Genomic DNA, 26424 nt, shown 5'->3' on the forward strand with positions numbered 1-26424 from the left:
TTATGCCCACCTTATCAGTCATACTCATCACCCGCAATGAAGAGGCCAATTTGGACGATTGTCTAGCCTCCCTAGATGGCATTGCCCAGCAGATCGTTGTGGTAGATACGGCCAGCTCAGACTGCACCCTAGAAATAGCGCAAAACTATGGGGCGGTGACTGCCAGCCCACCCGATTGGCCCGGTTTTGGCCCCCAAAAGAATCGCGCCTTGGATCTGGCAACTGGGGATTGGGTGCTCTCTCTAGATGCAGATGAAAGGCTAACCCCAGCCCTCAGAGCTGAAATTCAGATAGCTATCCACCATAGTGCCCAGGTGGACTGCTTTGCTATCCCAAGACTATCTTGGTATTGCGGACGCTTTATTCGTCATTCTGGCTGGAGTCCGGACTATGTTGACCGTCTTTTTAAGCACGGCACTGCCCGCTTCTCAGATGACTTGGTTCATGAACGCTTAATTCCGAATGGTCAAGTAGCCAAACTAGAAAATCCGATACTGCACTTCAGCTTCATGAACTATTCACAGGTCTTACAAAAGATCGATCGCTACTCCACCGCCTCTGCAGAGCAGGCCTTTGCTAAAGGTAAAACGAGCAGTCCTCTCAAAGCAGTACTTCATGGCTTCTGGGCATTCTTTCGCACTTATATTATTCGTGCAGGCTTCTTAGATGGTGCTCAAGGATTTGCTTTGGCAATTTCCAATGGCCAAGGCACTTACTATCGCTATATCAAGTTGTGGCATCTCAATCAGGATTCTAGAAAATGATTTCGATTTTGTTGGCCACCTACAACTGGCCACAAGCTCTCAAACTTTGCTTAGAGTCTCTTGCGACACAAACTGATCGTCATTTTGAAATCATCATTGCCGATGATGGCTCTACTGATTCCACCAAGCAAGTGATTGAACAGTTCAAAGCCTCTTCATCCATTGCTATTAACCATTTATGGCAAGAGGACCTAGGCTTTCGGAAAACTATCATTCTCAATCAAGCAATCGCTGCTGCACATGGAGACTATTTAGTATTTCTAGATGGGGACTGCATTGTGCAACCCGATTTTGTTGCACGTCATCGACAATTAGCCCAAAAAGGATACTTAGTTACCGGCAGCCGCGTACTCCTAAACGAAAAACTCACTCAAGTGCTGCTGACCTGGTCTCATTGGGACTTTAAGCGCTTTAGCACCAGTCTTTTGGGTGAAAGATTTAGTGGTGGCATTAATAAATATTGGCCTCTCAAGATGAAGTTTAGCAATGGCCCTTGGCGGGACTATAAAAAGTTTGTCTGGCGTCGTATTAAGGGTTGCAATATGGCTTGCTGGAAAGCAGATGCTGAGGCTATCAATGGTTTTGATGAAACCATGACTGGCTGGGGTCATGAGGATGCCGATTTTGTATTTCGCTTACAACGGCACCAGATCATTCGTAAATCAGGATCATGGGCTACTGAAGTTTTACACCTCTTTCATAAAATCCATGATCAAAGTAATGCCGCTGAGAATGCCCGGCGTGTTCGAGAAAAAATTCTAGCGAAGGCTATGTAAGCAAATGAGTAGCTTCTCGAATCTGCAGCCTAAAAAAGTATTATTCATCGCTACGCGACAAATTGGCGATGTGCTGGTGACTACCCCCCTTATTACCAAGGCTAGAGAATTATGGCCAGATGCGCAGTTTCATTTTCTAGGCTATCGCGGCAAGCTCGATATGCTGTACGGCAACCCTGATATCGCGAAGATCATTGAGACCTCTGATCGCCCCGGCTTCGGCGAATACCTATCACTGTTCAACACATTATTTCAGCGCTATGACTTAGCCATCGTTACTCAACCTAGCGATCGGGCCTATATTTATGGCTTAGTTGCTGCTTTTAGAAGGGTTGGAGTCCTAGGTGGCCACCCCCAAGGCAAAGAGGTAGAGGATAAATCCAAGAGAAGTAAAAGTGAAAAGCAAAACGCTTGGAAGAAATTCATCTGCATGCATACGGTGGATGTAGATTACTTTAATCAACATGTCATTACAGAGAAACTGCGCTTGCTCGAAGTCTTCTTCAGAAACCCAGCAGATCTGTTTAATAAACCGAATTCTGTAACACCACCCGTTGGTGAACCACTGACACCTGTGATTACAAATGCGCTCACCCAACCCTATGTCGTGATTCACCCAGGACCACTTACCGCATATAAGCGCTGGCCTCTAGCGCACTGGCAGCACCTGATTACTTGGATTGTTAGTAGAGGGTTTCAGGTGGTATTGAGCGCCTCACCTGCGAAGCAAGATGTGCAACTCAATCACGACATCATCTCTCTTTTGGGTGATTCGACTGCTAGCAAAGTCATTAACACTGCAGGCAAACTCTCTATTCCACAAGCGGGCACGCTCTTACGAAGTGCTGCGCTTTATATTGGTGTTGATACCTCCATTACCCATTTGGGCGCGGCTTGTAACACTCCGACGATCACCTTATTTGGGGCAACCCCCCCAACAAACTTTGGCCCATGGCCCAATGGTTTTATTGGTGAACAACCTTATCAACTTCGAGCTCGCTCACAAACTGTTGGTAATGTCACTATCTTGCAAGGTCCTGGCGAATGTGTGCCCTGCCGCAAAGCAGGCTGCCTTGATCATGCTGATAGCAATAGTGAGTGCTTAGATTTATTAGAACCTGCTCAAGTTATCACAGCGATTGAGCAAGCGATCAAAAGTACTTAGTGGTACTGAACCTGAACTGGGTCTTTTTGTTTTGAGGCTAGCAATTGATTGAGACTATGCAGACAAGCATCATCAGGATAAATGCGTAACTCTTCTGGGAATTGCATTAAGCAAGCCCCGCCACTCGTAGTCACAGCAGCGGTTAGCATTAAACCCTTGACGCCATCATTAGCGCCGGGCATTACTGGTCGAGCAGGACTCAACTTGGGATCCCTGACACGATTGGTCATCAAATAAGGTCCGATTTGACTACGTAGCATCTTGAGATCAATTGCAGAATCAATGCAGACGTGTACATTGCGAGCAAAACGCATACGCGCGCCAGTAATATCCATCACTGCTTCTGAAACTACTCGCATGCCACCCGAGAATTTATCTGGTGTGACGTTGACCTTAGCAACTAACATCTCATCTTCTTTGAGCCAGGAACGATTCGGTTCATACACTTCGCTATAAAGGGTCACCTCAATAGCGGCGCTACCATCATCAATCGTGGCAATCATCATGCGGCCGCGTTGACCTGTGAGCATCCGAGCTGAAGTAATAATGCCGGCAATCAATTGATCTTTACCTTCAGCTACCTTGGCTAAAGGTTGACGAATGAAGTGTGCAGTTTCATCACGATAGGCATCAAACATATGCCCTGTTAAACAAAGCCCTAAAGCAGTCTTTTCTTCTTGCAGGCGTTTTTTCTCAGACCAGACCGGCTCACGAACTAGTTCTGGAAGATGGCGATCTTCTTCTCCAGCAGCTTCAAACAAACTCACCTGATGAATCGAGGCTTCTGCTTGTTCTGCAGCTTCAATGGCTCTTGCTAGTGAAGCTAATAAGGTAGAGCGAATGTCATAGAGATTACCGCCCGCAGGAACTAAATCACGATAGAGGCTATCAAATGCACCGGCGCGCATGAGCGCTTCAATAGCGCGGCGATTCACTTGTCTGCGATCTACTCGGGCGCAGAAATCAAATAAGTCTTTAAACGGCCCGCCAGTCTCACGCGCCTTAACAATTGCTTCAATCGCTGCCTCACCTGTACCTCTGACAGCGCCTAAACCGTAGCGAATGTGGCTAACCGGTGAATCCATTGCTGCATCAGGTGCACGCAAGGGCGTGAACTCATAGACACCCGTATTGATATCAGGAGAGAACACACGAATCTGATTAGCTAAACAATCGTCATACAGAATCTTCACCTTATCGGTGTCATCCATCGCGAGCGATAAGTTAGCCGCCATGAATTCAGCTGGGTAGTAGGCCTTGAGCCAAGCAGTTTGATAAGCTAAGAGTGCATAAGCAGCAGCATGGGATTTATTAAATCCATAGCCCGCAAAACGCTCCATCAAGTCATAGATCTCATTTGCCTTACCTTCACTAATGCCGCCTGCTTTTGCGCCATCACTGAAAATCTTGCGGTGCTGCGCCATCTCTTCTGGCTTTTTCTTGCCCATCGCACGGCGCAACATATCAGCACCACCTAATGAGTAGCCGCCAATCATCTGCGCCATCTGCATCACCTGCTCTTGATAGACCATGATGCCGTAGGTCTCACGCAGCACTGATTCAATACGCGGATCTGGATACTCTACTTTTTGACGACCATGCTTACGCTTAATAAAGTCTGGAATCAGGTCCATTGGGCCTGGTCGGTATAAAGCTACCAAGGCAATAATGTCCTCAAAGCGGTCAGGCTTGGCTTCACGTAGCATGCCTTGCATGCCACGGCTCTCTAACTGGAACACGGCAACGGTATTGGCTTTCTTGAGCACATCAAAGGCTTTTTCATCATCAAGCAACATATCGCTAATACTCCAACCCTTGCGATCAGCATGAAGTGCTTTAATCCAGCGCTCTGCGGCAGCTAAGATGGTCAGCGTGGTCAAGCCTAAGAAGTCAAACTTCACCAAGCCAATGGCTTCAACGTCATCTTTATCAAACTGACTGATCACCGAGGTGCTATCTTGATCCTTGCTCTCTTGCGTGTAGAGCGGACAGAAATCAGTCAGACGTCCGGGAGCGATCAATACACCCCCAGCATGCATACCGACGTTGCGAGTCATGCCCTCTAATTGCTGTGCAAGAGAAAGTAACTGCCGCACTTCATCTTCATTTTTCTCACGCTCGGCTAATTGCTTCTCTTCTTTCTTGGCCATTTCAATAGTCATATATTGACCTGGCTTATTGGGAACGAGTTTGGCAATACCATCTACGAAGTTATAGCCCTGCTCTAGTACGCGCCCTACATCCCGAATCGCTGCTCGCGCTGCCATCGTGCCAAAGGTAGCAATCTGACTAACTGCATCTTTACCGTATTTATCTTTAACGTACTGAATCACGCGGTCACGACCGTGTTGGCAAAAATCGATATCAAAGTCGGGCATCGAAACTCGCTCTGGATTTAAGAAACGCTCAAAGAGCAAGTTATAGCGAAGTGGGTCAAGGTCGGTAATACCCAGGGAGTAAGCCACTAAAGAGCCAGCGCCTGATCCACGGCCAGGGCCTACCGGCACGCCATTATTTTTTGCCCAGTTAATGAAATCCGCCACGATGAGGAAGTAGCCCGGAAATCCCATTTGAGAAATCGTCTTCACCTCAAACACTAAACGCTCGCGATAGCGTGGCATTTCCTTAGCGCGCTCTTCTGCATCCGGGAAATTACGCTCCATATGACGCTCAAGCCCAACTTCAGATTGGGCAAGTAAATATTCATCTAGCGTAATGCCGGGAGGTGTCGGGAAATCTGGCAAGCGTGGCTGACCCAGCACAAGTGATAAGTTACAGCGCTTGGCAATTTCCACGGAGTTTGCTATTGCAACAGGCAAATCTGCAAAACGCTGTTCCATTTCTGCTTGCGTTAAGAAGTATTGCTCATCATTAAATTTTTTCGAGCGTCGTGGATTACCTAACAACTCACCTTCAGAAATACAGACCCTTGCCTCATGGGCCGTGAAATCGCTCTTTTTCATGAACTGCACAGGGTGGGTTGCCACTACCGGTAACTTCAGCTCACTAGCAAGATGGCAGGCTAGCTGGAGCTGCGTCTCGTCTTGCTGATGGCCACCCCGTTGAACCTCAATATAAAAAGACTTGGGGAACAATTTTTCATAGCGTTTTGCAGCAATTTTGGCTTGATCTTCTTGACCCGCTAATAAAGCAGTACCAACCTCACCTTGGCGCGCTCCTGAGAGCGCAATCAATCCATAAGTCAGGGTTCTTTTAGCTTTCTTATCTTGAGCTTTTGCAGCGGGCTCACTAAACCAAGCGGAGTTCACTTCAGCGCGACCACGCGATTGGTTCTCTAAAGAAGCTCTACTGAGTAACTCACAAAGATTGAGATAGCCAGAATGGTTTTGCACTAAGAGTAATAAACGATATGGCTGATCTGGATCTTGGGGATTGCTCACCCAAACATCGGCACCCGTAATCGGTTTAATGCCAGCCGCACGGGCTGCCGTATAAAAACGCACTAATCCAAATAGATTACTGAGATCAGTCAGGGCTAAGGCACCCATTTCATCTTTGACAGCGGCGGCTACTGCATCGTCAATACGAACGACTCCATCCGTAATCGAAAACTCGGAATGAAGGCGAAGATGTACAAAACGGGGTGAAGCCATGAGATGATTTTAGCTGTGTCTACATTGAAAAACCTCTCATCCCCAGCCGACGGCTACCGCGGGCGATTTGCCCCCTCTCCCACTGGCCCACTCCATGCTGGATCCTTGCTTGCCGCCCTGGGAAGCTGGTTAGATGCCCGTAAAAATGGGGGTCAATGGCTGCTCAGAATCGAGGATTTAGATACCCCCAGGTGCATTCCTGGGGCAGACCAACAGATCCAAGCGCAACTTCGTGCCTGCGGCCTTGCTTGGGATGAAGAGCTCACCTACCAGTCTGAGCGCCAAGGACTCTACCAGGAGGCCTTAGAGCGATTAAATGAGCTCAAATTACTCTTTCCCTGCACCTGCTCGAGGCAAACCATTGCCAGTACTCTGGCTAACTTGGGAATTGAAACCCCCCGTCATCAGGAAATGGTTTACCCAGGAACATGCAGGCCAGATCAGTTACAAACCAATTCACCAGAACTATTAAAGACAAGCAAAGTCGCCTGGCGACTTGCCCTGCCCGAGAAATGTCATATTGAGTTTGAGGATGTAGCGCTGGGTCATCAAAGCCAAGACCTCAATACAGAAGTGGGTGATTTTGTTCTGCGCAGAAGCGATGGATTATTTACTTATCAACTGGCAGTGGTAGTCGATGATACGCAACAAGGCATCACTCATATTGTGCGTGGCGAAGATTTACTAAGCAATACCGCCCGACAAATTCATCTGCAAAAGATATTGGGATATGAAACCCCCCAATACCTTCACCTACCTTTGGTGCTTGATGAGCATGGGGAGAAATTGAGCAAGCAAACCTTGGCAACCCAGATTAATACCGAAGATGCCAAAAGCGCTCTTGCAGAATTACGCAAAGCAGCACATCATTTGGGATTGAGAAATTTGCCTGATGGTGAGAGCATCACCATTGCAGAGTGGCTTTTAGCAGCCACCCATGCTTGGCGCTGAACTACTTCTTTTTAAAGCCGCCCAATAAAGCGCCAACAGTTGGCTTGGCAGGCGTAATGCCTACTTTCTTTTCTTCAGGCTTTGCACCCTCTGTAGTCTGAGGTGCAGCACTGGGTTCATAAGGCTTGTAGAAAAATGGGTCAGACATTTTTGCTGGTGCACTGCTAGGTGAAGATCTTGTAGATGAATGGCTACTTGAAGGGGTCCTACCTTGTGAAGAGGTGCCTTCTGGCAAAGGTTTGATATCAAGCTTACGCTTCATCAATTTTTCGATGTCATCAAGCAATCGCTTTTCGCTAGCATCTACCAGTGCAATTGCATCGCCTGTGCTACCGGCACGACCAGTGCGGCCAATACGATGAATAAAGTCTTCTGCGTTATATGGCAATTCATGGTTAATCACACAAGGCATATCTGGAATATCTAAACCACGGGCAGCAACATCAGTTGCAACCAGTGCTTCGATGGCGCCAGATTTAAATGCATCTAATGTAAGAGTACGTTCGCCCTGACTCTTGTCACCATGAATCGCGCCCGCTTTAATGCCATCACGCTCCAGCGCACGAGACAATCTGGCGCAACCCAAACGACTATTCGTAAAGATGATGCATTGACGTGATAGACCCTTACGTGTGCGCTCTTCCAATACCCTCACAATGGCGCTCTGCTTATCAGCCGAGGCCACCATGTGCACTACCTGCTTGACGGTATCTGCAGCAGCATTCTGGCGTGCTACCTCTACCGTTACCGGAGTACGCAAATAACTCTGTGCCAGTTTTTTAATTTCTGGTGAAAAAGTTGCTGAGAACAGTAGGGTTTGTCTTTGCGCAGGAATCAAATTAATAATGCGCTGCAGATCGGGTAAGAAACCCATATCGAGCATGCGGTCAGCTTCATCGAGCACGAGAATTTCTACTTGGGATAAGTTTGCTACTTTTGAACCAATGTGATCAAGTAAGCGACCTGGTGTGGCAATCAAGATTTCAACGCCGTTACGCAAAATCCCAACTTGCTCTTTCATATCCACACCGCCATAGACCACAGCAGCGCGCAAATCGGTATGTTTGGAGTAGCTTGCGGCATTCTCAGCCACTTGCACTGCCAACTCTCTAGTTGGAGTCAGCACTAAAGCACGAATCGGATGGCGTGCTGGTGAAGCGCTATTACTTGCGTGACGCAAAATCTGTTGGATGATTGGCAATACAAAAGCGGCTGTCTTACCAGTTCCGGTTTGCGCTGCACCCATCAAGTCTCTACCCGCTAAAACGTGTGGGATCGATTGCGCTTGAATCGGTGTAGGAATGGTGTAGCCCTGCTCGAGTACCGCCTTTTGAATCTTTGGATCTAAACCAAAATCAGCAAAAGTAATTGTTGCCGAAGGGGCGGTGTCAGTAACGCTAGGGGTACTAGTGGTACTAGGGGCGACTGTATCGTCAGCCCCTGTAATAGAAGTTATTTCAGTATCAGTATTTATCAAGGTAACTTACAGAATGGCGGCAATGCCGGCCTTAGCGGTCTCAGCATCCTCCGCTGATTTAACGCCGGAAACGCCGACTGCGCCGATGGTAAACCCGTTTACCTCGATATTGACGCCACCCTCCAACATACCCGATACGTGCGGGGCGGATAAGAAAGCATGACGTCCGTTATTAATAATTTCTTCGTAAACACGTGTCTCACGTTTGCCCATGGCAGCAGTGCGTGCTTTCTCTTGAGCAATGTAAGAAGATAAAGGAGCGCATCCGTCGCGACGAATTAAGCCCAACATATGGCCACCGTCATCACACACGGCAATTGTCACTGCCAAATTATTTTTAGCAGCATGTTGATCTGCTGCATTCAAAATCTTTTGAACATCAGCCTGAGTTAAATAAGGTTTAGTCGCTAACATGTTTAATCTTTCTGTCTCGAAAATGGCGCATCTAATCTGTGCGCTTCTATATAAGTACTTGAATTATAAGGGGTGCAGCCCGATTGACCCTGAGGATCTGGCTCCACCCCGCTCTCAATGCTAAAAACGGATTATTTTAGGAATTCTTGCGCAGCAACTACCCCACTTGCCTTGGGTTTGAAGCCCATAGAGCCCAAACTCATTTCTACGCCACTTAAGGCCGCCATGAGGTTGAGCTCATTGCAGTCACCCAAATGTCCAATACGGAATGCCTTACCTTTGATCTTGCCAAGGCCAGTGCCCAAGGAGAGATTAAATTTCTCTAAAGCATGCTTACGCAGGACATCGGCATCCATGCCCTCAGGTGTTGCAATACAGGTGAGTACTGGTGAATAAGAATCGATGTCCTGACACTGAATCTCCAATCCCCAAGCCTTCACTGCTTCACGACAAGCTGCAGCTAAACGTTGGTGGCGAGCAAAAATGGTATCCAGACCTTCAGCCAACATCATGTCCATGGCTTCATGTAATCCATACATCAGATTAGTGCTTGGTGTTGTAGGCCAGTAACCATTTTTATTGGATTCAAGAATTTCATCCCAGGCCCAATAGGCTTTATGCATTTTGTTTGCTTTGCTTACTTCGATTGCTCTTGGTGACAAAGCATTAAAGCCAATGCCTGGAGGCAACATCAAGCCTTTTTGTGAACCAGAGATGGTGACGTCAGCGCCCCATTTGTCGTGCTCATAGTCTGCGGAACCTATACCAGATACGCTATCTACCAGCAATAAGGCTGGGTGCTTTAAAGAATCAATTGCTTTACGAACTGCAGCAATGTTTGAAGTAACGCCAGTAGAAGTTTCGTTATGCACTACGCACACTGCTTTGATCTCATGCCCAGTGTCTTTGCGTAAACGCTCTTCAATGACAGAAGCATCAACACCCCAGCGCCAAGAATCTTGTCCAGATTTACCGACCACTTCAACATCAAGACCAAGACGTTTACCAAGTGCACGCCACAAGTTTGCAAATTGACCAGTCTCATAAAAAAGTACCTTGTCGCCAGGATTAAGTATATTGACTAAAGCACCTTCCCAAGAACCTGTGCCGGAAGCGGAATAAATGATGACGGGCTGCTCGGTCTTAAAGATCTTTTTAATGCCATCTAGAACCTTCAAACCAAATACGCCAAACTCAGGACCGCGATGATCAATCGTTTGGTAGCTAATCGCACGCAACACGCGTGGAGGAACTGGACTTGGGCCAGGAATATGTAAGAAATGGCGTCCGGATGCGTGGTTATCGAGTTTGAGCATGTTTTGTCTCGCTGAGTTTGGGTTGAATAATCTCGCTAGTGTAAGACAATTTTTGCCAATTTTCTATTTTGTATACAAATTATTTCCAGAAAACCTTAAAATAAAGCCATTATTTAGGGTTTAAAGCCCATATTTATGCTTTATGATAGCTTATTGATATTTTTGTATACAAATTTAGAGTCTAGGAAACGGATGCCATGACGGTAATAGAACAACCGAATTCTCAGAACTTGCATGAGGCTATCTTCCAAAAGCTCAGACTTCTTTTGGTGGAAGGCAAGATTGTTCCTGGCAGCAAACTTAATGAACGCGAATTGGCTGAGAGCTTAAATGTTTCTCGCACTCCAATCCGGGAAGCGATTCGTCGCTTAGCTGCAGATGGTTTAGTTGAGCTGATTGCTAACCGTGGCGCGATTGCCGTGCAACTTAGCCTTGAGGATGTGATCAACACCTTTAATGTGATTGCAGACCTAGAAGGTTTTTCTGGAGAGCTAGCTGCAAACAATATTAGTGATACCGCCCTCTCTGAATTAGAAGCCCTCCAATACGAAATGATGGCTTCGTATGCTCGCCGTGATCTATCGACTTATTACAAACTCAATCTGCGCATTCATCATCTAATTAATCAAGCGGCCAATAATCCAGTACTAGCTCAGCTCTTCTCTCAAGTGAATGCCCGTATTGAAGCCCTGCGCTTTAGATCCAATCAAGATGGCGTCAAATGGGAAAAGGCTGTAGAAGAACATCAAGAGATGCTCGATGCCCTAAAGGCCAGAGACAGTGCCCGTATGCGCAAAATTATGATTCAGCACGTCCAAAACAAACGTGATGTTGTAGTGCAGTTACTCAAGGCTGAAACCGAAGCCACAACTGCAGCAGAGGCAGTGAAATGAATAAACCCCTCGATCTCAAAGAGCTGATGGTAGATCAAGCGCAACTTGCTAAACGTTTGCGTCAGGAGACATCTGGGGAGGTGATGACTGATAGCGCGAGTCGTGGTCGTTATGCTACCGATGCTTCTATCTATCAAGCCATGCCAGTGGCTGTCTTTGTACCGAAGACTTCCCAAGATATTGCAAGTAGCATTCAGATTGCATCTGAAATGGGTGTGCCTGTGCTCCCCCGTGGTGGTGGCACCAGTCAGTGCGGTCAAACCACTGGCGCAGCATTAGTTATTGATAACAGCAAATACTTCAGAAACGTTCTTGATCTCAATCTAGACAAAGGCTATGTCGAAGTTGAGCCAGGTATGGTGCTCGATCACCTCAATGGCTCACTCAAGCAACACGGTCTTTGGTACCCAGTAGACGTTTCTACTGGTGGGCAAGCAACCATTGGCGGTATGGCAGGCAATAACTCTTGCGGTAGCCGCTCCATTGCTTACGGCAATATGGTGCATAACGTTCTAGGCATTAATGCTTGGCTAGCAGATGGCAGAGTTGCTGAATTTGCTAACTATGCAAATAGCTCCGGGGTCGCTAAAGAGCTGGGTAACTTTGTAAAAGGCTTGGCTAATACGCTGCAGCCTGAGATTGAAGCACGCTTTCCGAAAGTTCTAAGACGCGTTGCGGGTTACAACCTCGATATCTTCCATCCCCAAAGCGAATTACCGTACACCCAAGATGGTAGCGTCAATCTGTCACATCTATTAGTGGGTAGCGAAGGTACGCTAGCCTATTTCAAATCCCTCAAACTCAAGTTAGCTCCACTGCCACAGCATAAGGTGCTGGGCATTGTGAACTTTGCGAGTTTCTACAAAGCAATGGATAGCGCTCAGCATATTGTCAAACTGGGTCCTACTGCTGTGGAGCTAGTGGATCGCACGATGATTGATTTGGCCCGCAGCAATCCGAGCTTTCAGAAAACGATTGAGACTGCACTGATCGATCACGCCGCACAAACACCAGAAGCTATTCTGTTAGTGGAGTTCTCCGGTGAGGCCCATGCCCCACTACTAGATAAACTCAAAGCCTTACAAGAACTGATGAGTGATTTAGGTTTACCAGGCTCAGTAGTACCAATGCCTGACGCCGCTTTGCAAAAGAATCTCTGGGAAGTGCGCAAAGCAGGTTTGAACATCATGATGAGTCTTAAAGGTGATGGTAAGCCAGTAAGCTTTATTGAAGATTGCGCCGTACCACTAGAAAGCTTGGCTGATTACACCCAAGCATTAACTGAAGTGTTCTCTAAGCATGGATCAAGAGGCACTTGGTATGCCCACGCCTCTGTAGGAACTTTGCATGTGCGCCCTATTTTGGATATGCGCAGAGACGGTGCACAGAAGATGCGTGCCGTCGCAGAAGAAGCATCAGAGCTGGTACGTAAGTACAAAGGTGCTTATAGCGGTGAGCATGGCGATGGCTTATGTCGTGGTGAGTGGATCTCTTGGCAATTTGGCCCCAAGATTACCGAAGCCCTCTCTGAAATCAAGTACGCATTTGATCCTAAGGGATTATTTAATCCTGGCAAGATTGTCAATCCGCCGAAGATGGATGATGTCAGTAACTTTAGATTGCCGCCCAGCTATAAAGTCATTCCATTGCAACCCGCACTAGATTGGTCCGCTTGGAATGTCCAGAACAATCCTGTTACAGAGCAAACGACTGCGCCAGGCACTGGTGGCGATCCAGCAATGGGCTTGGCTAAAGCGGTGGAGATGTGTAATAACAATGGTCATTGCCGCAAGTTTGATGCTGAAGTAATGTGCCCAAGCTACCGTGTGACTCGGGATGAGAAACATCTCACCAGAGGTAGGGCTAATACCTTACGCTTGGCACTATCGAATCAAATAGATGTTAAGAGCGGTACATCAACAGAAACCTCACCACTAGCTAGCGATGCGATTAAGGAAGTGATGGATCTTTGCGTCAGCTGCAAGGCTTGCCGTCGCGAGTGTCCTACTGGTGTCGATATGGCCAAGATGAAGATTGAGTTCTTATCAGCCTACAAGAAACGGGTTGGACATTCCTTGCGAGATTTGGCAGTAGCTTTTCTACCTAAATATGCAGCCACCATTAGTAATATTCCACTCCTGCCAGCACTACTGAACCTGCGTAATCACATTGCGCCACTAGCAAAACTACAAGAATGGATCATGGGCATCTCTGCACAGAGAAGCTTGCCGATCTGGAAGAGCGAGACCTTCTGGAACCAGCAAGTAGCACCAAGCTATCAGTTCACACCAGAACAATTGGCACAAAGTGCTAATGGCAAAGGCGTAGTGTTGCTCGCCGATACTTTTAATGCCTATTTTGAAGATGAGAATTTGATTGCTGCACTAAAAGTTCTCAAAGCTGCCGGCTATCGCGTACACATTCCGAATAAGAGCAGCAGCAAAGCCAAGGCAACGGGCAATACGTGCTCCAAAGAATTTTGCTGTGGCAGAACTTACCTTGCCTCTGGCATGGTAGATAAAGCTAAAGAAACGCTTGGTGAACTCGTTGATCATCTTGCACCTTATGCAGATAAGAACATTCCGATTATTGGTTTAGAGCCTTCATGCCTCTTTACCCTTAAGGATGAAGCTTTGGTGATGGGCTTTGGTGAAAAAGCCATCAGCGTTTCTAAGCAAGCCCAACTCTTAGAGGAGTTTTTAGCTAGTGAAGTAAAAGCAGGAACGCTTAAACTCAATCTCAAAGAAGCCAGCAAACCAGTGCTCTTTCATGGTCACTGTCATCAGAAAGCTTTTGCAGCAGTAACTCCTGCTATGGAATTACTCAAACTGATTCCTAAAGCAGAGCCTAAATTGATTGAATCATCTTGCTGCGGTATGGCCGGCAGTTTTGGTTACGAGGCTGAGCATATTGAAGTATCTAAGCAAATGGCTGAACTTACTCTCTTACCTAGTATTCGGAAATCACCTGATAGTTGGGTAGTGGCTGATGGTACTAGCTGCCGTCATCAAATTGCCGATGGCACTCAAAGAGAAGCGGTACATATCGCCAGAATTCTGGCGGCGCATCTTTAAAGACAGTTAAAAGATTTTTAGCGTATTAACGTATAACGCCGTAACCCACCATAAGTAAGATTCCAGTCAGTAAGCCTGCAACCAATCGCTTAGTAGGTTTTGAAATCATGACGCCAATCGCTAGGGCGCAAATCAGAATGCGTATCCACAAAGGTACTGTTGCCATTAAGCCTAAGGGCATGACAATCAGACGCACTGTTAAGGCAGCAACCATTGCGTACGTAACTGCAGCTATCCAACGGAAGATTTCGCTCTCTTGATTAATGCTATTAGAGAGAAATACCCCAATCGCGCGGCAGAAGTAAGTACCTAGGCAAGCACCCGCAAGGGCGAACCACAAACCCCAGCCGGAGAGCGCATTAGCCATAGTGTTCATCATCCAATCACTCCAGCTTTTTTACGCAAGAACTGACGATCAATAAAGTAAGCCAGTGTTCCAGCCACAAGACCTGATGTGAGCAAACTAGTATCGCGATCAACGATGAAGAAAATCGGGCCAAAGATGCAACCCAACATCAGTGCGATGCGGTTAATCCAAGGTTTTACTTCGGTAAAGGTCAATAAGAAAAATAGTGGATTAATAAAAATAAGACCCAAGGTGACGGCTGGAGGCACCATACCTGCCAAGTAGAAACCCAAGATTGTTCCTGGAATGGAAATGAACCAACAGAGTAAGCCCAGACCGACAAAGTAAGCTAATCGGTGCTTAGTCTCAATCGCATGAAACTCCTTCATCGAGATTGCCCATGCAGTCATTGCTAATAAATGGACTGAAGCATACAAACTACGATTACGATCTTTTTGATGAAACTGTGGAAAGAGTGTCACGGTCATCGTAATAAAACGGGTCGAGGTTAGTGTCACCGCTAAAGCAATAGCAACAGCTGATGAACCGGTAATCGCCATCTCCAGTAAGACCACCTGCCCTGGTAGGGCGAACATGAAAAAGGAAGTAAAGGTAGTAAACCAAACGTCAAAGCCATTGGTCTTACCCATGGCTCCGAAACCAACCATGCCTGCAAAGAGCACCATGGCTGGTGCACCAGCTCCATCCCGAAGGCCCGACCAGAATGCATCTTTTGGACTTTTGAAACGCTCGGCAGCCGAACCCTCTAGCGCGATTTCGCTAGGATCAATATAGGGTTGCTCGGATGATGACATGTGTCAATTGTAAGCCTTTAGGGCCCACTCAATATGCTCGGCAACTAAAGCATCAGCAGAAGACAAACTTTCGCTCAAGGCCTTCTGAATTAAATCTTTATCAGTAGCAGTAACTTTGGGACTAGCCAGCGCATTACCCATCGCCACCGCCAGATTACGGCGCCAGCGACTATAACCAATACGACGTATTGCACTCCCTTCATGGCGCTGCTCAAACTCGGCCTCGGTCCAAGACCAAAGATGCAGAAGACTAGCTTGTCCTAAGCCATGGCGTTGTGCAAAGTCTGGGAGCTGTGAACGCTTAGCAAATTTATTCCATGGGCAAATCAGTTGGCAATCATCACAGCCGTAAATACGATTACCCATCGCGATTCTGAACTCTACTGGTATGGCCTCAGGATTTTCAATAGTGAGATAAGAAATGCAACGACGCGCATCTAATTGATAAGGGGCAGTAATGGCCTTAGTGGGGCAGATATCAATACAGGATTGGCAAGTACCACAATGCTCATCCTGCTCTTCATCAAGCGGTAGCGGAACATCTACTAAGATCTCACCCAAGAAAAAAGTAGAACCAGATTCTCGATTGAGTAGGAGTGTATGTTTACCACGCCAACCTAAACCTGCTTTACGAGCAAGCTCTACTTCCATTAAGGGTGCTGAGTCTGTAAACACTCGATAGCCAAAGGCGCCAATCTTTTCTTCAATAGCTTTAGCAAAATCTTGCAAACGATTGCGGAGCACTTTGTGATAGTCGCGCCCGCGGGCATACATCGAGACCACCGCTTGCGAAGGATCTTCCAGTCTCTGCCACTCAGCATCAAAGTCACTTTCAGGCGGAAGGTAGTTCATCGACACGCAAATTACTCTGACTGTGCCTGGAACTAATAGCTGAGGATCAGAGCGTAAGTCTGCATGGCGCTGCATATATTCCATATGGCCATGACGCCCTTCTGCTAGCCATTCTTGGAGGCGCTCACTGGCAATACCTAAATGGGTATCGGTAATCCGTAAGTCATCAAAACCAAAGCTCTCAGCCTGCTCCCCCAGCCAAGCTCGCAGTTTTGGCTGATCTAGTGTGGAGGGGTTTGTAGATAAAGACATAGGCAATACAGAATGTAGCGCAATAATTGAATAAACTAGGACAATGACCGCAAATCAGACGCCTCAGACATCTCCCAAAGCATCGCTCAAGCAATATTGTAGGCAGGAAGCAGAAACTGCATCCCTAGCCCAGCGTCTTGCCGCCTCTATTCAGGAGAATATGAAGCATTCTCCGAAATCCCACCTCAATATCTCTTTAGAGGGCGACCTAGGCGCAGGCAAAACGACCTTTGCCAGACATTTGATTCAGGGCTTGGGCTACGAAGGAAAAGTAAAGAGCCCTACTTATACCTTGTGTGAGCCCTACGAACTGCAAAGCAATCAACAAGCATTCACTGCCCACCACTTTGATCTTTACAGAATGCGTGATTCCTTGGAATGGCAAGAAGCAGGATTTGGAGAATACTTTGATGTGCCGGGATTTTGTTTAATTGAGTGGCCAGAAAAGGCTGAAGGCACCCTTCCTACATTTGATATTCAGATTACTCTGACAGCTGGCACAGATGACAATGAACGTGCCATTGAGCTTAATGCTTTTTCTGAGCAAGGCAAAAAAGTTGTTGAGCAGACTCAAAAAGCGCAAGCAACACAAATAAAGTCATGAGTAGTAAAAAAGTGAATTTCTCTAGAAGACAGCACCTCAAGACTTCAGCTAAGTTTTTGAGTTTTGCCTTACTCCTTGCTGAAGTAGATATTGCCTGGGGTGCCAAGATATTGGGCGTGCGTATTTGGCCCTCAGAGGATTACACCCGCATTACCCTAGAGTCTGATACGCCACTACCGATTACGCAGCAGATCCTGACTAATCCAGATCGCTTGGTAGTTGATGTACAAGGTTTAGAACTCAATCCGACGCTAAAAGATATTGTTGCTAAGGTCAAACCAAACGACCCCTATGTATCGCAAATTCGGGTGGGGCAATTTCAGCCAGGCATTGTGCGTTTGGTATTTGACTTAAAAGAACCCATCAAGCCACAACTCTTCACGCTCGATCCCGTTGGTGAATACAACTACCGCATGGTGTTTGATCTTTACCCAACAACACCATTAGATCCACTCATGGCCCTCGTGAAAAGTAGTGCCAAAAAAGAGAGTGCTCTTGAAAAAGCCAATGAAGAGATTGATCTGATTGCGCAGTTTGCAACCAAGAAAGATAAAGAGGCTGTTAAAGTACCGGCAGCCCCGGTAGCCCAAGCCATCCCAGAAACAAAGGATGTATCAGCACCTCCTAAATACAAACGATTAATTACGATTGCGATTGATCCTGGCCATGGCGGTGAAGATCCAGGCGCCATTGGTACCGCAGGATCCCGAGAAAAAAATGTCGTGCTCTCGATAGCCAAGCGACTCAAAGACAAAATTGAGAGTGAAGCCTATATGCGCTCTTACCTGACTAGAGATGGTGATTACTTTGTGCCTCTGCATGTGAGGGTACAAAAAGCCAGAAGAGTTGAAGCAGATCTATTTGTATCGATTCATGCAGATGCTTTTATTGAACCCCGAGCTAAAGGTGCATCTGTATTTGCACTCTCTCAAATGGGTGCCAGTAGCTCTATGGCACGTTGGATGGCCAATAAAGAAAATGCTTCCGATCTCATTGGTGGCATCAATATCAAGACCCAAGATCGTCAAGTAGCGAACTTACTTCTGGATATGTCGACAACTGCCCAAATTAAAGACTCTATGCAGGTAGGTCAATCCATTCTGAAGCAAATTGGAGGTTTTGCACCTCTGCATAAGCCAAAGGTAGAGCAAGCCAGCTTTGCTGTTTTAAAGGCTCCAGACATCCCTTCTATCCTGGTGGAAACTGCTTTTATCAGCAATCCTCAAGAAGAGGCCAGATTGAATGATGAAGGCTATCAAGATCGGATTGCAGAGGCTATTTTGAGAGGAATTAAGGAGTATTTTTCCAAAAACCCACCAGTAGCCAGACGGGTCAACTCATAAGCTACTCGTAAGTACAAGGGCTTAGGGGCAGACTCCCCAGACCAAGGGGAAACTACAAACTTCTTGCTATAATTTCCGTTTTACCGGGTCGGTAGCTCAGTCGGTAGAGCAGCGGACTTTTAATCCGTTGGTCGCGAGTTCGAATCTCGCCCGACCCACCAGCATTACTACGCCTCGCTCTGCGGGGCGCTTTTATTTTAAAGTCTAAGTTGTCTCCGTTAGCATCAGATCAATAGGCGAGCATCATGAATTCTGGACTGAAATATCTATCACCTCCCCTTTGTAGGCCCCTGCTAGAGCTTTTTTCACAATCTTATATATATCAAGATCAAACTCAACGTTGCCAGCGCTTTTTAACTCAGACAACTCCTCCTCATTGATAGCAGTTCCTAGATAACACCACTTATCTAGGACGATCATTTCTCCACCATCATTAATGGCTATTGGCCCTTCATAAGGCCAAACTGTTACCTTATAAAAACTCATCGCAGTCTTTAGATGAAGATTGTGCATTTCAGTAGTCATCTCTCCAATACAAGCTCCACCGCATTGCTTGACTTGGTATCCAAAACAGGATTTACCTTCAATACCCTTTTCCAATCCTAGCAATAGCTCACATAGCCGGTGCTTCTTAGCTACCGCCTTTAGATAAGAGTGAGCCTCTCGTTTGCCATAAAACAATCCATACAGATTATCTTGAAGGCCTGGAGGTAAATCCTTTTGATTAACAAGAGCTGGCTTTAATACGCCAGTAGCATCGATTTCTAGACTCCAAGCACAGAGATCTTTAGAGCGCCGCAGTTTGATGTTCATACTAGGCATGCGCTCTTTGATCAGTTGAGACTCTAAAATTAAAGCGCCTAATTCACCACTAGTTTCTATCCAGTCAATATCTCTCACCTGCAAAGATAACTTCATTTCTTTGCGCTGCGTTAATGAACCCTGAAAGTGCCCCATCACCCTGCTACGCAAGGAAATGCTTTTACCAATGTATAAAGGCGCCTTATTTTCACCATAAAAGATATAGCAGCCTGGAGCATCAGGAATCGAATCAATTACATGTTGATCAATATTAGGCGGTAGGCTTGCATTGCCTATTAGCTGATTCATGGCTTCGAGCAATCGCTCCTTACCAACTGCCTTTTCACATACTTGCCAGAACTGGAAAAGTAAATCTGCATCACCAAGCGCTCTGTGTCTAGCGCTCACTACTAAATCATGGGCCTGAATGATGGTGTCTAAGTTATGACGCGTTTGATTGGGAAATAGCAGTCTTGAAAGCTTAACCGTACATAAGACTTTGGGTCTGAAATCAATCCCCACCCTTTTGAAAGATGCTTTGATGAAGCCATAATCAAAACGGGCATTGTGGGCTATGAAAATTTTTCCCTCAAGCTGCTCTTTTACCTCTTTAGCAAGGTCCTCAAAGCTAGGCTGACCTGACACCATTTCTGGGGATATCCCAGTCAGTCTTTGAATGTTCTGCGGAATATAGGTCTGGGGATTAATTAATTTTTCCCAGATACTGACCTCACCACTAGCAAGCGTTTTAATGCCGATTTCTGTGATTCGGTCTCGCTCAAAATGTGATCCCGTAGTTTCAATATCTACAAAAGCTAGATCTGGGTAAGTAGCTTGCTTGCTGACCACGTTAGAGGGCTTTAAAAAATTTAGTGGGCAGTTGAATTTTTGTTAAGGTAATCAGCGAAATTAAAAACAGAGTTAGGTCCACGTGGTATTTCCCTAGGCTTTTTAAATGATGCTTGAACGATGTTTTGAATCTCCCCTTTTTGTCTTTTTTCTTGTTTTTCATTTTGCGGAGACTCTACTAGGACGTTTGATTTTCGCTCCGGCGCTATTTGCACTTCACTGAATCTTGGGATGTAGTCTTTAATTCCAGAGGCTGAGGTCACATGAGAGACGCAACCCATCATGTAAGTTTCTAGTGACTGATAAAGCTCCTTGGCAATATCAGAAACCTCTACCTTTCTCTTTTTAATTCTGTTCATCGCCAAAACGATATCTTTAATCGTGATGATGCGAGGATCTTTAGTGAGTTGGTAGCCTCCAGTTCGCCCCTTGATGCCAATGACCAGTCCAGACTCTCTTAAGGGCTTTAGTAATAGCTCGATGCGGCTAATTGATAAATGTTGCCTTTGAGCGATTTCTGGCACGGGTACTAAGCGCCCGTTCATAGAGTGTGTGGCTATGTCCACAAGCGTGTTGAGGGCCGCTTTGACTGCTTTAGTAATTTCTAATTCCATAGTGTATTTGGCATAAAAGTAGGATTGAGACCAGTATGAAACCGATTTTTACTTTTTGCTGCAGCACACCATTTAACCCTATTTAGCTAATGGTTGAAGCTTTCAATAGCGCCTACCTGCCTCATTCTTAATACTTTGACCACCAAGCTAGAAATTAATGCGTACTTTTGCGCTCTTGAGATTTAGCCAACTGATCAGCACTTCTTTGTTGAAAATCGACCATGTTGTGGTAACCCATTTGGTAGCAAGGGCAGTGCTTACCCAAAATCCAACGAGCGAGCTTAATTCGTAGTTTTTGTACCATTTTTTTTCTCCAAGTTTTGTACCATCAATATATAGGTAAATGGGGCTTATTGCAGAGCAGAGTCAAAAATAGAAGGGGGTTTAAGCACTTGCTTGGTGCTGAGCAAAAAGCATGTAAATCCATTACATTGATCTTATGAATGAATTAAACGCTAATCGTCGAAAAATCCCTTTATTTCCCCTGGGAACGGTACTGTTCCCTGACGGCGTCATCGCTCTCAAGATTTTTGAAGCACGCTACCTCGATATGATCAAGCGATGCTTGCGCGAGAAGACTGAATTTGGCGTTATCAGCATTATGAAAAATATAAACGATAACAACGAAGATTTGGCTCCAAACTTTTCAAATATTGGGACTCTCGCGCTCATTGAAGACTTTGACCCAGTTCAGCCCGCAATGTATATGACCAAATCATTTGGAACTCTGCGCTTCAAGCTACTAAGTAGTGTCCAAGAGTCTAATGGTCTATGGATTGGCGAAATCGAGCTGCTTGAAAAAGATCCGCTAATACCCATCACTAAAGAACATCAAGGGGTAGTCAAGCTACTAGATGAAATTATTTCAGTGATTCAGGGCGAAGATCTATTAGGTGCTGCGCCATTTAAGAGGCCTTTTAAGATTGATGATTGTGGCTGGGTCTCAAACCGCCTTGCCGAGCTATTGCCCATCTCTCTCGCACAAAAAAATCATCTACTTGCACAAACCAATCCTCGTATTAGACTAGATCTCATCACTGAAATTATTGAGGATGACGATTTAAGAAGCCTCAACATGCATTAATGCCATGTTGAAGTGGCCTAACTCAGTAATGATAAAAAGTATCTGAAGTTAGGTGCCGAGACTTGAGCTTCAACTTTCCTCATGCAAACCGAACTTTTTAAGCAAATCCAGACCGACCCCAAGATCAATTTACTACCTAAGGATGGTGTTGCCCACTACTTCCAAGGTATTTTTGACGACGTCACGAGCGATCTTCTCTATCAATCACTATTAAGCTCTTTAGATTGGCAGCCCGATCAACTATGGATGTTCGGGAAAAAGGTGGTGACACAAAGAAAAGTAGCTTGGATTGGAGATAGCGGCTGCTCATATACCTACTCGGGGATAAAAAAAGAACCCCAAGCATGGACTCCAGAGCTTTTGGATATTAAAAGCAAAGCAGAAGAATTGGTTCAATGGAAATTCAACTCTTGCTTACTCAATCTTTATCACAATGGCAATGAGGGCATGGGATGGCATAGTGATGATGAAATTGAGCTCAATCAAGAAGCCCCGATTGTTTCGATTAGCTTTGGAGCAACGCGAAAATTTGCCTTCCGGCACAAGCGCGACCGCACTCGCGTTTCACTTTTTCTAGTCAGCGGTAGCGCGTTAGCAATGCACGCTCCAACCCAAGAATTTTGGCAACATAGCTTATTAAAAACAAAGCTATCTATTGCACCACGCATCAATTTAACTTTTCGTGCCATTCAGCTTTGAAATGAAATACCAAAGTGATGCTCTTTGCTAGGCAATTACTGATTAGTCAGTGACTTGTACGCCCTTCCAAAAAGCAATAAATCCAGCAATATTATTTGCAGCAGATTTAGGCTCAGGATAGTACCAAGCTGCATCTTTATTCGATTGGCCGTTAACCTCTATGTCGTAATAACTAGCAGTGCCTTTCCAAGAGCAAACTGTATTCTTTTCCGACTTTTTAAAAAACTGCGTATTCAGGCTTGAAGGTGGAAAGTAATGATTACCTTCTACCACAACAGTATCGCTTGAATTAGCCAAAACTTCGTTATTCCAAATAGCTTTCATCTCATCTCCCTGTAAGCATTCAGCATAAAGCAAATCTCACCTTTATGTTGTATAAAGAATGACTATCCTAAAGAATAAATTGCCATAAAAAAGTCATGAAAATACCTATCGGTTCGGACGATCAATCTACAGTCCAAAATGACTTAGCTCACGAGATTGAAATAGGCTTATTAGCTCAGTCTGCCTGGATTTCACCCAAGTTTTTATATGATCCCTTAGGATCACATCTCTTTACGGCGATTACCTTACTGCCCGAGTACTACCCAAGCACTACTGAAAAAAATATCTTTACCCAATATCGCGATCAAATTACGGCGGCAGTAGGTATAGGCGGAACTCTGATTGATCTAGGCGCTGGTAATTGCCAGAAAGCAGAGTCATTTTTCGGCACCCTCAAACCCTCAAGCTATCTTGCAATTGATTTTTCAGCCGAATATCTACAAGATGCAGTCACTAAGCTTCAAGGAAAGTATCCACATATTGATATACAAGGTATTGGCATGGATTTTTCCAAGGAAATCATTATTCCTAGCTCTATCAATACTGCCAAACGAACCTTTTTCTATCCTGGCTCCAGTATTGGGAATTTCTCTAACAACGAGGCAATAAAACTCCTAAGTCAAGTGAAGAGTCAGGCCAAAGATGGTGGCTTACTCATTGGAGTAGATCTGATGAAAGAAGACTCTGTTCTGATGGCGGCATACGACGATCCTTTAAAAGTTACAGCTGCGTTTAATCTCAATATCTTGAGATCAATTAACTCGCATTTAGGCTCTAATTTTAGGGTTGAGCAATTTCGTCACATTGTCAAAATTAATCATGCAGAAAATATGGTTGAGTTGTACTTACAGGCCCTAGAAGACTTGACTGTTTCATGGCCAGCTAACTCTAGGGTATTCAAAAGGGGTGATCTGATTCATACTGAGAATTCTCACAAGTACACGATTGAATCGATCAAGCAGTTATTGAAAAATGCCGGTTTTGAAAAGACCCAAATCTGGACGGATCCCAAAAACTATTTCGCAGTAATCTATGCTCGATAAAACTTCATATCCATCACTTTTCGCAGATGAAATAGCGAAGCAATTTCATCTTTCCAGAAAGTACTCGACAAATCTCATTTCTAACCTGAGTCCAGAGGACTGTCAGGCACAGTCTATGGAAGATGCTAGCCCTGCTAAATGGCATCTGGCTCATGTCACATGGTTTTATGAAGTCATGGTTCTCAAGCCTTTTGAAGAAAATTTTGCCTACTGGAATCCCGAGTTTGCCGTTTTATTTAATAGCTATTACAACGGCATTGGGGATAAACATCCGCGCAGCAAAAGAGGTCTGTTAACGCGGCCTTCCCTTACAGAGGTACTTGAATGGCGGACCAATATCGAAGCTAGGGTCAACCAACTCATCAAGGAAAAAGCTTCTGATGAACTACTATGGTTAATACAGCTTGGTATAAATCATGAGCAGCAACATCAAGAGTTGCTATTAACGGATATTCATCATCTTTTCTCTAATAACTCACTTTTGCCGACCTACTCTTCTCAAAGCAAACAGATATCGCCAGATGCGAAGCCATTTCAATGGATTCAAGGTGTTAGTGGTTTAGTGGAAACTGGTCATGAAGGCAATGGATTTCATTTTGACAACGAAGGGCCCAAACATTCTGCCTTTAATCAGCCTCATTCGATAGCAAATCGACTCGTTAGTAATTCAGAATGGCTGCAATTTCTTGAAGATGGTGGCTATCAAAATTTCCAATGGTGGCTTGATGCTGGTTGGGCATGGCTGCAGGCAGAAAATATCTCTGCTCCACTCTATTGGCGTCGGGATGCCCAAAATCAGTTTTACCGCTTTTCTCTACAGGGCAACTCACCCCTCGATCTCAATGCACCTGTATTAAATATTAGCTATTTTGAAGCCGATGCCTTTGCGCGCTGGGCTAGTCAACATCTTCCTGGGTTTGCTGGAGCACGTTTACCAACTGAGTTTGAATGGGAGGCTTTTGCAAAAGTAAATTCACAATCTTCAGATCTCTTTGGTAAAGCCTGGCAGTGGACTAGTAGTAACTATAGCCCCTATCCAGGCTATCAACCATGGAGTGGTATCGCAGGTGAATACAACGGTAAGTTTATGATTAATCAGATGGTTCTCAGAGGGAGTTCTGCATATACCCCTGATGGGCATTCCAGAAGTACTTATCGTAATTTTTTTCAAACAAATACACGCTGGCAAATGACAGGTTTAAGGCTTGCTAAAGATGGCATTTGATTTCGATACCCCCACCAATCGACTAGAGACAGACTCTATTCGCTGGGATAGCTTTAATAGCCAACAGGTACTACCCTTATGGGTTGCCGATATGGATTTTCAATCTCCGCCTTGTGTGATCAAAGCCCTAAGCAACAGAGTTCAGCAAGGAATTTTTGGCTATACGCACAGCCCTCATCAAATGAACGCGATGATTGCGGACTATCTAAAAGAGCAATACCAGTGGGAAGTAGATCCAGATTGGATTGTGATTCTACCCAGCGTTGTCTCTGGACTCTATACAACGGTCCAGCAACTTACTAGTAGTGATGAAAGTGTTCTTATTCCCAATCCGGTCTACCATCACCTGCGCCTTGCTTGCTCAAGTGCCAACAGGCTATTTCAGGAAATGCCGCTTGAATTAAAAAAGGAGCGCTGGGTTTTGCCAAACAATCAATTGCAAGATCTAGTGAAAGCCAAGACAAAGCTAGCCTTATTCTGTAATCCGCAAAATCCAGGTTCTACTGTTTTTACTAGAGAAGAATTAAAAGAGTTTGGCAATTTTTGTATTCAGAATCATTTGTGGATTTGTTCTGATGAGATTCATGCAGGCCTTGTCCTAGAGGAAGATAAAAAACACATTCCCTTGGCCAGCATCAGTAAAGAAATTTCTGAGAAGACAATTACCTTGATGTCTTTGAATAAAACGTTTAACTTCCCTGGAATTGGTCTTGCTTGGGCGGTGGCTGAAAATCCTACTCTACGCAAAGCAATCCAGGTTGGTCTTCACCAAACTATTGCCCCGCCATCCCTACTAGCCTATACCGTAACAATGGCAGCAATCAAAGAAGGAGAGCCTTGGCGACTAGAGCTGATCGAATACTTGAGAAGCAATCGAGATTTGATTCACGAGAAAATAAACGGCATCAAAGGATTATCGATAGATAAGATGGAAGGCAGCTATCTCGCTTGGATTGATTGCACCAATCTAAATCACCAAAATCCTTACCAGCTATTCTTAGATAATGGCCTAGCTACCTCTCCTGGCAGCCAATTTAATCGCGAGAAATTTGTCAGGCTGAACTTTGGGACCCAAAGAGCTAGACTGAATCAAGCTCTCGATATTATTGAATACTGCGCAAGTCTTTAA

General features: G+C 45.4%; 24 protein-coding genes and 1 tRNA gene. 14 read left to right on the top strand and 11 right to left on the bottom strand.

Translation table 11 applies throughout. The features are described 5' to 3' along the window. The first annotated feature begins 2 nt into the window (after positions 1-2). From CBI31_RS02355 to CBI31_RS02365, 3 genes are read left to right on the top strand one after another with little or no spacing between them, the layout of a single operon-like run. Positions 3-764, top strand: a complete 762-nt coding sequence (locus CBI31_RS02355) for a glycosyltransferase family 2 protein (RefSeq protein ID WP_088524803.1) — start codon at positions 3-5, stop codon at positions 762-764. Beyond that, the gene (locus CBI31_RS02360; protein WP_088524804.1) at positions 761-1540 is read left to right on the top strand and encodes a glycosyltransferase family 2 protein; all 780 of its coding nucleotides are present in this window, start codon (positions 761-763) and stop codon (positions 1538-1540) included. The genes CBI31_RS02355 and CBI31_RS02360 overlap by 4 nt, the downstream gene beginning before the upstream one ends. Before the next feature lie 4 nt (positions 1541-1544). Continuing rightward, the gene (locus CBI31_RS02365) at positions 1545-2705 is read left to right on the top strand and encodes a glycosyltransferase family 9 protein (protein WP_088524805.1); all 1161 of its coding nucleotides are present in this window, start codon (positions 1545-1547) and stop codon (positions 2703-2705) included. On the opposite strand, the gene dnaE is transcribed toward CBI31_RS02365, so the two are convergent. After that, positions 2702-6319, bottom strand: a complete 3618-nt coding sequence (gene dnaE, locus CBI31_RS02370; RefSeq protein ID WP_088524806.1) for a DNA polymerase III subunit alpha — start codon at positions 6317-6319, stop codon at positions 2702-2704. The genes CBI31_RS02365 and dnaE overlap by 4 nt on opposite strands. A gap of 3 nt (positions 6320-6322) precedes the next feature. Here dnaE and gluQRS point away from each other — a divergent pair, with 3 nt between their 5' ends. Further along, positions 6323-7270, top strand: a complete 948-nt coding sequence (gluQRS, locus tag CBI31_RS02375; RefSeq protein ID WP_088524807.1) for a tRNA glutamyl-Q(34) synthetase GluQRS — start codon at positions 6323-6325, stop codon at positions 7268-7270. 1 nt (position 7271) lies between these two features. On the opposite strand, the gene CBI31_RS02380 is transcribed toward gluQRS, so the two are convergent. The 3 genes from CBI31_RS02380 to CBI31_RS02390 all read right to left on the bottom strand — a co-directional run bounded on the left by CBI31_RS02380 (position 7272) and on the right by CBI31_RS02390 (position 10477). Next, positions 7272-8747 carry a DEAD/DEAH box helicase gene (locus tag CBI31_RS02380; protein WP_088524808.1) on the bottom strand — a complete coding sequence of 492 codons (1476 nt, stop codon included), beginning with the start codon at positions 8745-8747 and terminating at the stop codon, positions 7272-7274. 6 nt (positions 8748-8753) lie between these two features. Next, positions 8754-9161, bottom strand: coding sequence for a GlcG/HbpS family heme-binding protein (locus CBI31_RS02385; RefSeq protein WP_088524809.1), 408 nt, complete (start codon positions 9159-9161; stop codon positions 8754-8756). Positions 9162-9292: 131 nt separating this feature from the next. Further along, positions 9293-10477 (bottom strand): pyridoxal-phosphate-dependent aminotransferase family protein, encoded by a 1185-nt coding sequence (locus CBI31_RS02390; protein ID WP_088524810.1) that lies wholly within the window; start codon positions 10475-10477, stop codon positions 9293-9295. Positions 10478-10674: 197 nt separating this feature from the next. Here CBI31_RS02390 and CBI31_RS02395 point away from each other — a divergent pair, with 197 nt between their 5' ends. After that, on the top strand, positions 10675-11370 hold the full coding sequence (locus CBI31_RS02395; protein WP_088524811.1) for a GntR family transcriptional regulator: 696 nt from the start codon (positions 10675-10677) through the stop codon (positions 11368-11370). After that, positions 11367-14444: an FAD-binding and (Fe-S)-binding domain-containing protein gene (locus CBI31_RS02400; protein ID WP_088524812.1), complete on the top strand. Its 3078-nt coding sequence runs from the start codon at positions 11367-11369 to the stop codon at positions 14442-14444. The genes CBI31_RS02395 and CBI31_RS02400 overlap by 4 nt, the downstream gene beginning before the upstream one ends. Positions 14445-14469: 25 nt before the next feature. On the opposite strand, the gene CBI31_RS02405 is transcribed toward CBI31_RS02400, so the two are convergent. From CBI31_RS02405 to queG, 3 genes are read right to left on the bottom strand one after another with little or no spacing between them, the layout of a single operon-like run. Continuing rightward, positions 14470-14823, bottom strand: coding sequence for an AzlD domain-containing protein (locus CBI31_RS02405; RefSeq protein ID WP_240553665.1), 354 nt, complete (start codon positions 14821-14823; stop codon positions 14470-14472). Beyond that, positions 14820-15605, bottom strand: a complete 786-nt coding sequence (locus tag CBI31_RS02410) for an AzlC family ABC transporter permease (RefSeq protein WP_088524813.1) — start codon at positions 15603-15605, stop codon at positions 14820-14822. Before CBI31_RS02410 ends, CBI31_RS02405 begins: the two co-directional genes overlap by 4 nt. A 3-nt stretch (positions 15606-15608) precedes the next feature. Then, positions 15609-16709: a tRNA epoxyqueuosine(34) reductase QueG gene (queG, locus tag CBI31_RS02415; RefSeq protein WP_088524814.1), complete on the bottom strand. Its 1101-nt coding sequence runs from the start codon at positions 16707-16709 to the stop codon at positions 15609-15611. Between the two features lie 43 nt (positions 16710-16752). Here queG and tsaE point away from each other — a divergent pair, with 43 nt between their 5' ends. From tsaE to CBI31_RS02430, 3 genes are all read left to right on the top strand, one after another. Next, positions 16753-17313, top strand: a complete 561-nt coding sequence (gene tsaE, locus CBI31_RS02420) for a tRNA (adenosine(37)-N6)-threonylcarbamoyltransferase complex ATPase subunit type 1 TsaE (protein ID WP_088524815.1) — start codon at positions 16753-16755, stop codon at positions 17311-17313. Next, positions 17310-18656, top strand: a complete 1347-nt coding sequence (locus tag CBI31_RS02425; protein WP_088524816.1) for an N-acetylmuramoyl-L-alanine amidase — start codon at positions 17310-17312, stop codon at positions 18654-18656. The genes tsaE and CBI31_RS02425 overlap by 4 nt, the downstream gene beginning before the upstream one ends. 85 nt (positions 18657-18741) lie before the next feature. After that, positions 18742-18817, top strand: a tRNA-Lys gene (locus CBI31_RS02430). Between the two features lie 82 nt (positions 18818-18899). On the opposite strand, the gene CBI31_RS02435 is transcribed toward CBI31_RS02430, so the two are convergent. From CBI31_RS02435 to CBI31_RS10300, 3 genes are all read right to left on the bottom strand, one after another. Further along, the gene (locus tag CBI31_RS02435) at positions 18900-20306 is read right to left on the bottom strand and encodes a 3'-5' exonuclease family protein (protein ID WP_088524817.1); all 1407 of its coding nucleotides are present in this window, start codon (positions 20304-20306) and stop codon (positions 18900-18902) included. A 20-nt stretch (positions 20307-20326) separates the two neighbouring features. Next, positions 20327-20920: an RrF2 family transcriptional regulator gene (locus tag CBI31_RS02440; RefSeq protein WP_088524818.1), complete on the bottom strand. Its 594-nt coding sequence runs from the start codon at positions 20918-20920 to the stop codon at positions 20327-20329. A 154-nt stretch (positions 20921-21074) separates the two neighbouring features. Then, complete coding sequence (locus tag CBI31_RS10300) at positions 21075-21224, bottom strand: hypothetical protein (protein WP_161491175.1); 150 nt, start codon at positions 21222-21224, stop codon at positions 21075-21077. Between the two features lie 135 nt (positions 21225-21359). Between CBI31_RS10300 and CBI31_RS02445 the strand changes: the two genes are divergently transcribed. After that, entirely contained in the window at positions 21360-22004 is a 645-nt protein-coding gene (locus CBI31_RS02445) for an LON peptidase substrate-binding domain-containing protein (RefSeq protein ID WP_088524819.1), read from the top strand. 81 nt (positions 22005-22085) lie between these two features. Then, a complete protein-coding gene (locus CBI31_RS02450) occupies positions 22086-22703 on the top strand; it encodes an alpha-ketoglutarate-dependent dioxygenase AlkB family protein (RefSeq protein WP_088524820.1) in 618 nt (205 codons plus the stop codon). A gap of 42 nt (positions 22704-22745) precedes the next feature. On the opposite strand, the gene CBI31_RS02455 is transcribed toward CBI31_RS02450, so the two are convergent. After that, a complete protein-coding gene (locus tag CBI31_RS02455) occupies positions 22746-23027 on the bottom strand; it encodes a DUF427 domain-containing protein (protein WP_088524821.1) in 282 nt (93 codons plus the stop codon). A 95-nt stretch (positions 23028-23122) separates the two neighbouring features. Between CBI31_RS02455 and egtD the strand changes: the two genes are divergently transcribed. From egtD to CBI31_RS02470, 3 genes are read left to right on the top strand one after another with little or no spacing between them, the layout of a single operon-like run. Continuing rightward, positions 23123-24070 carry an L-histidine N(alpha)-methyltransferase gene (egtD, locus tag CBI31_RS02460; RefSeq protein WP_088524822.1) on the top strand — a complete coding sequence of 316 codons (948 nt, stop codon included), beginning with the start codon at positions 23123-23125 and terminating at the stop codon, positions 24068-24070. Then, the gene (gene egtB / locus CBI31_RS02465) at positions 24060-25295 is read left to right on the top strand and encodes an ergothioneine biosynthesis protein EgtB (protein ID WP_088524823.1); all 1236 of its coding nucleotides are present in this window, start codon (positions 24060-24062) and stop codon (positions 25293-25295) included. Before egtD ends, egtB begins: the two co-directional genes overlap by 11 nt. Beyond that, complete coding sequence (locus tag CBI31_RS02470) at positions 25285-26424, top strand: MalY/PatB family protein (RefSeq protein ID WP_088524824.1); 1140 nt, start codon at positions 25285-25287, stop codon at positions 26422-26424. The genes egtB and CBI31_RS02470 overlap by 11 nt, the downstream gene beginning before the upstream one ends.

Source organism: Polynucleobacter campilacus (genome assembly GCF_002206625.1).
GTDB lineage: Bacteria > Pseudomonadota > Gammaproteobacteria > Burkholderiales > Burkholderiaceae > Polynucleobacter > Polynucleobacter campilacus.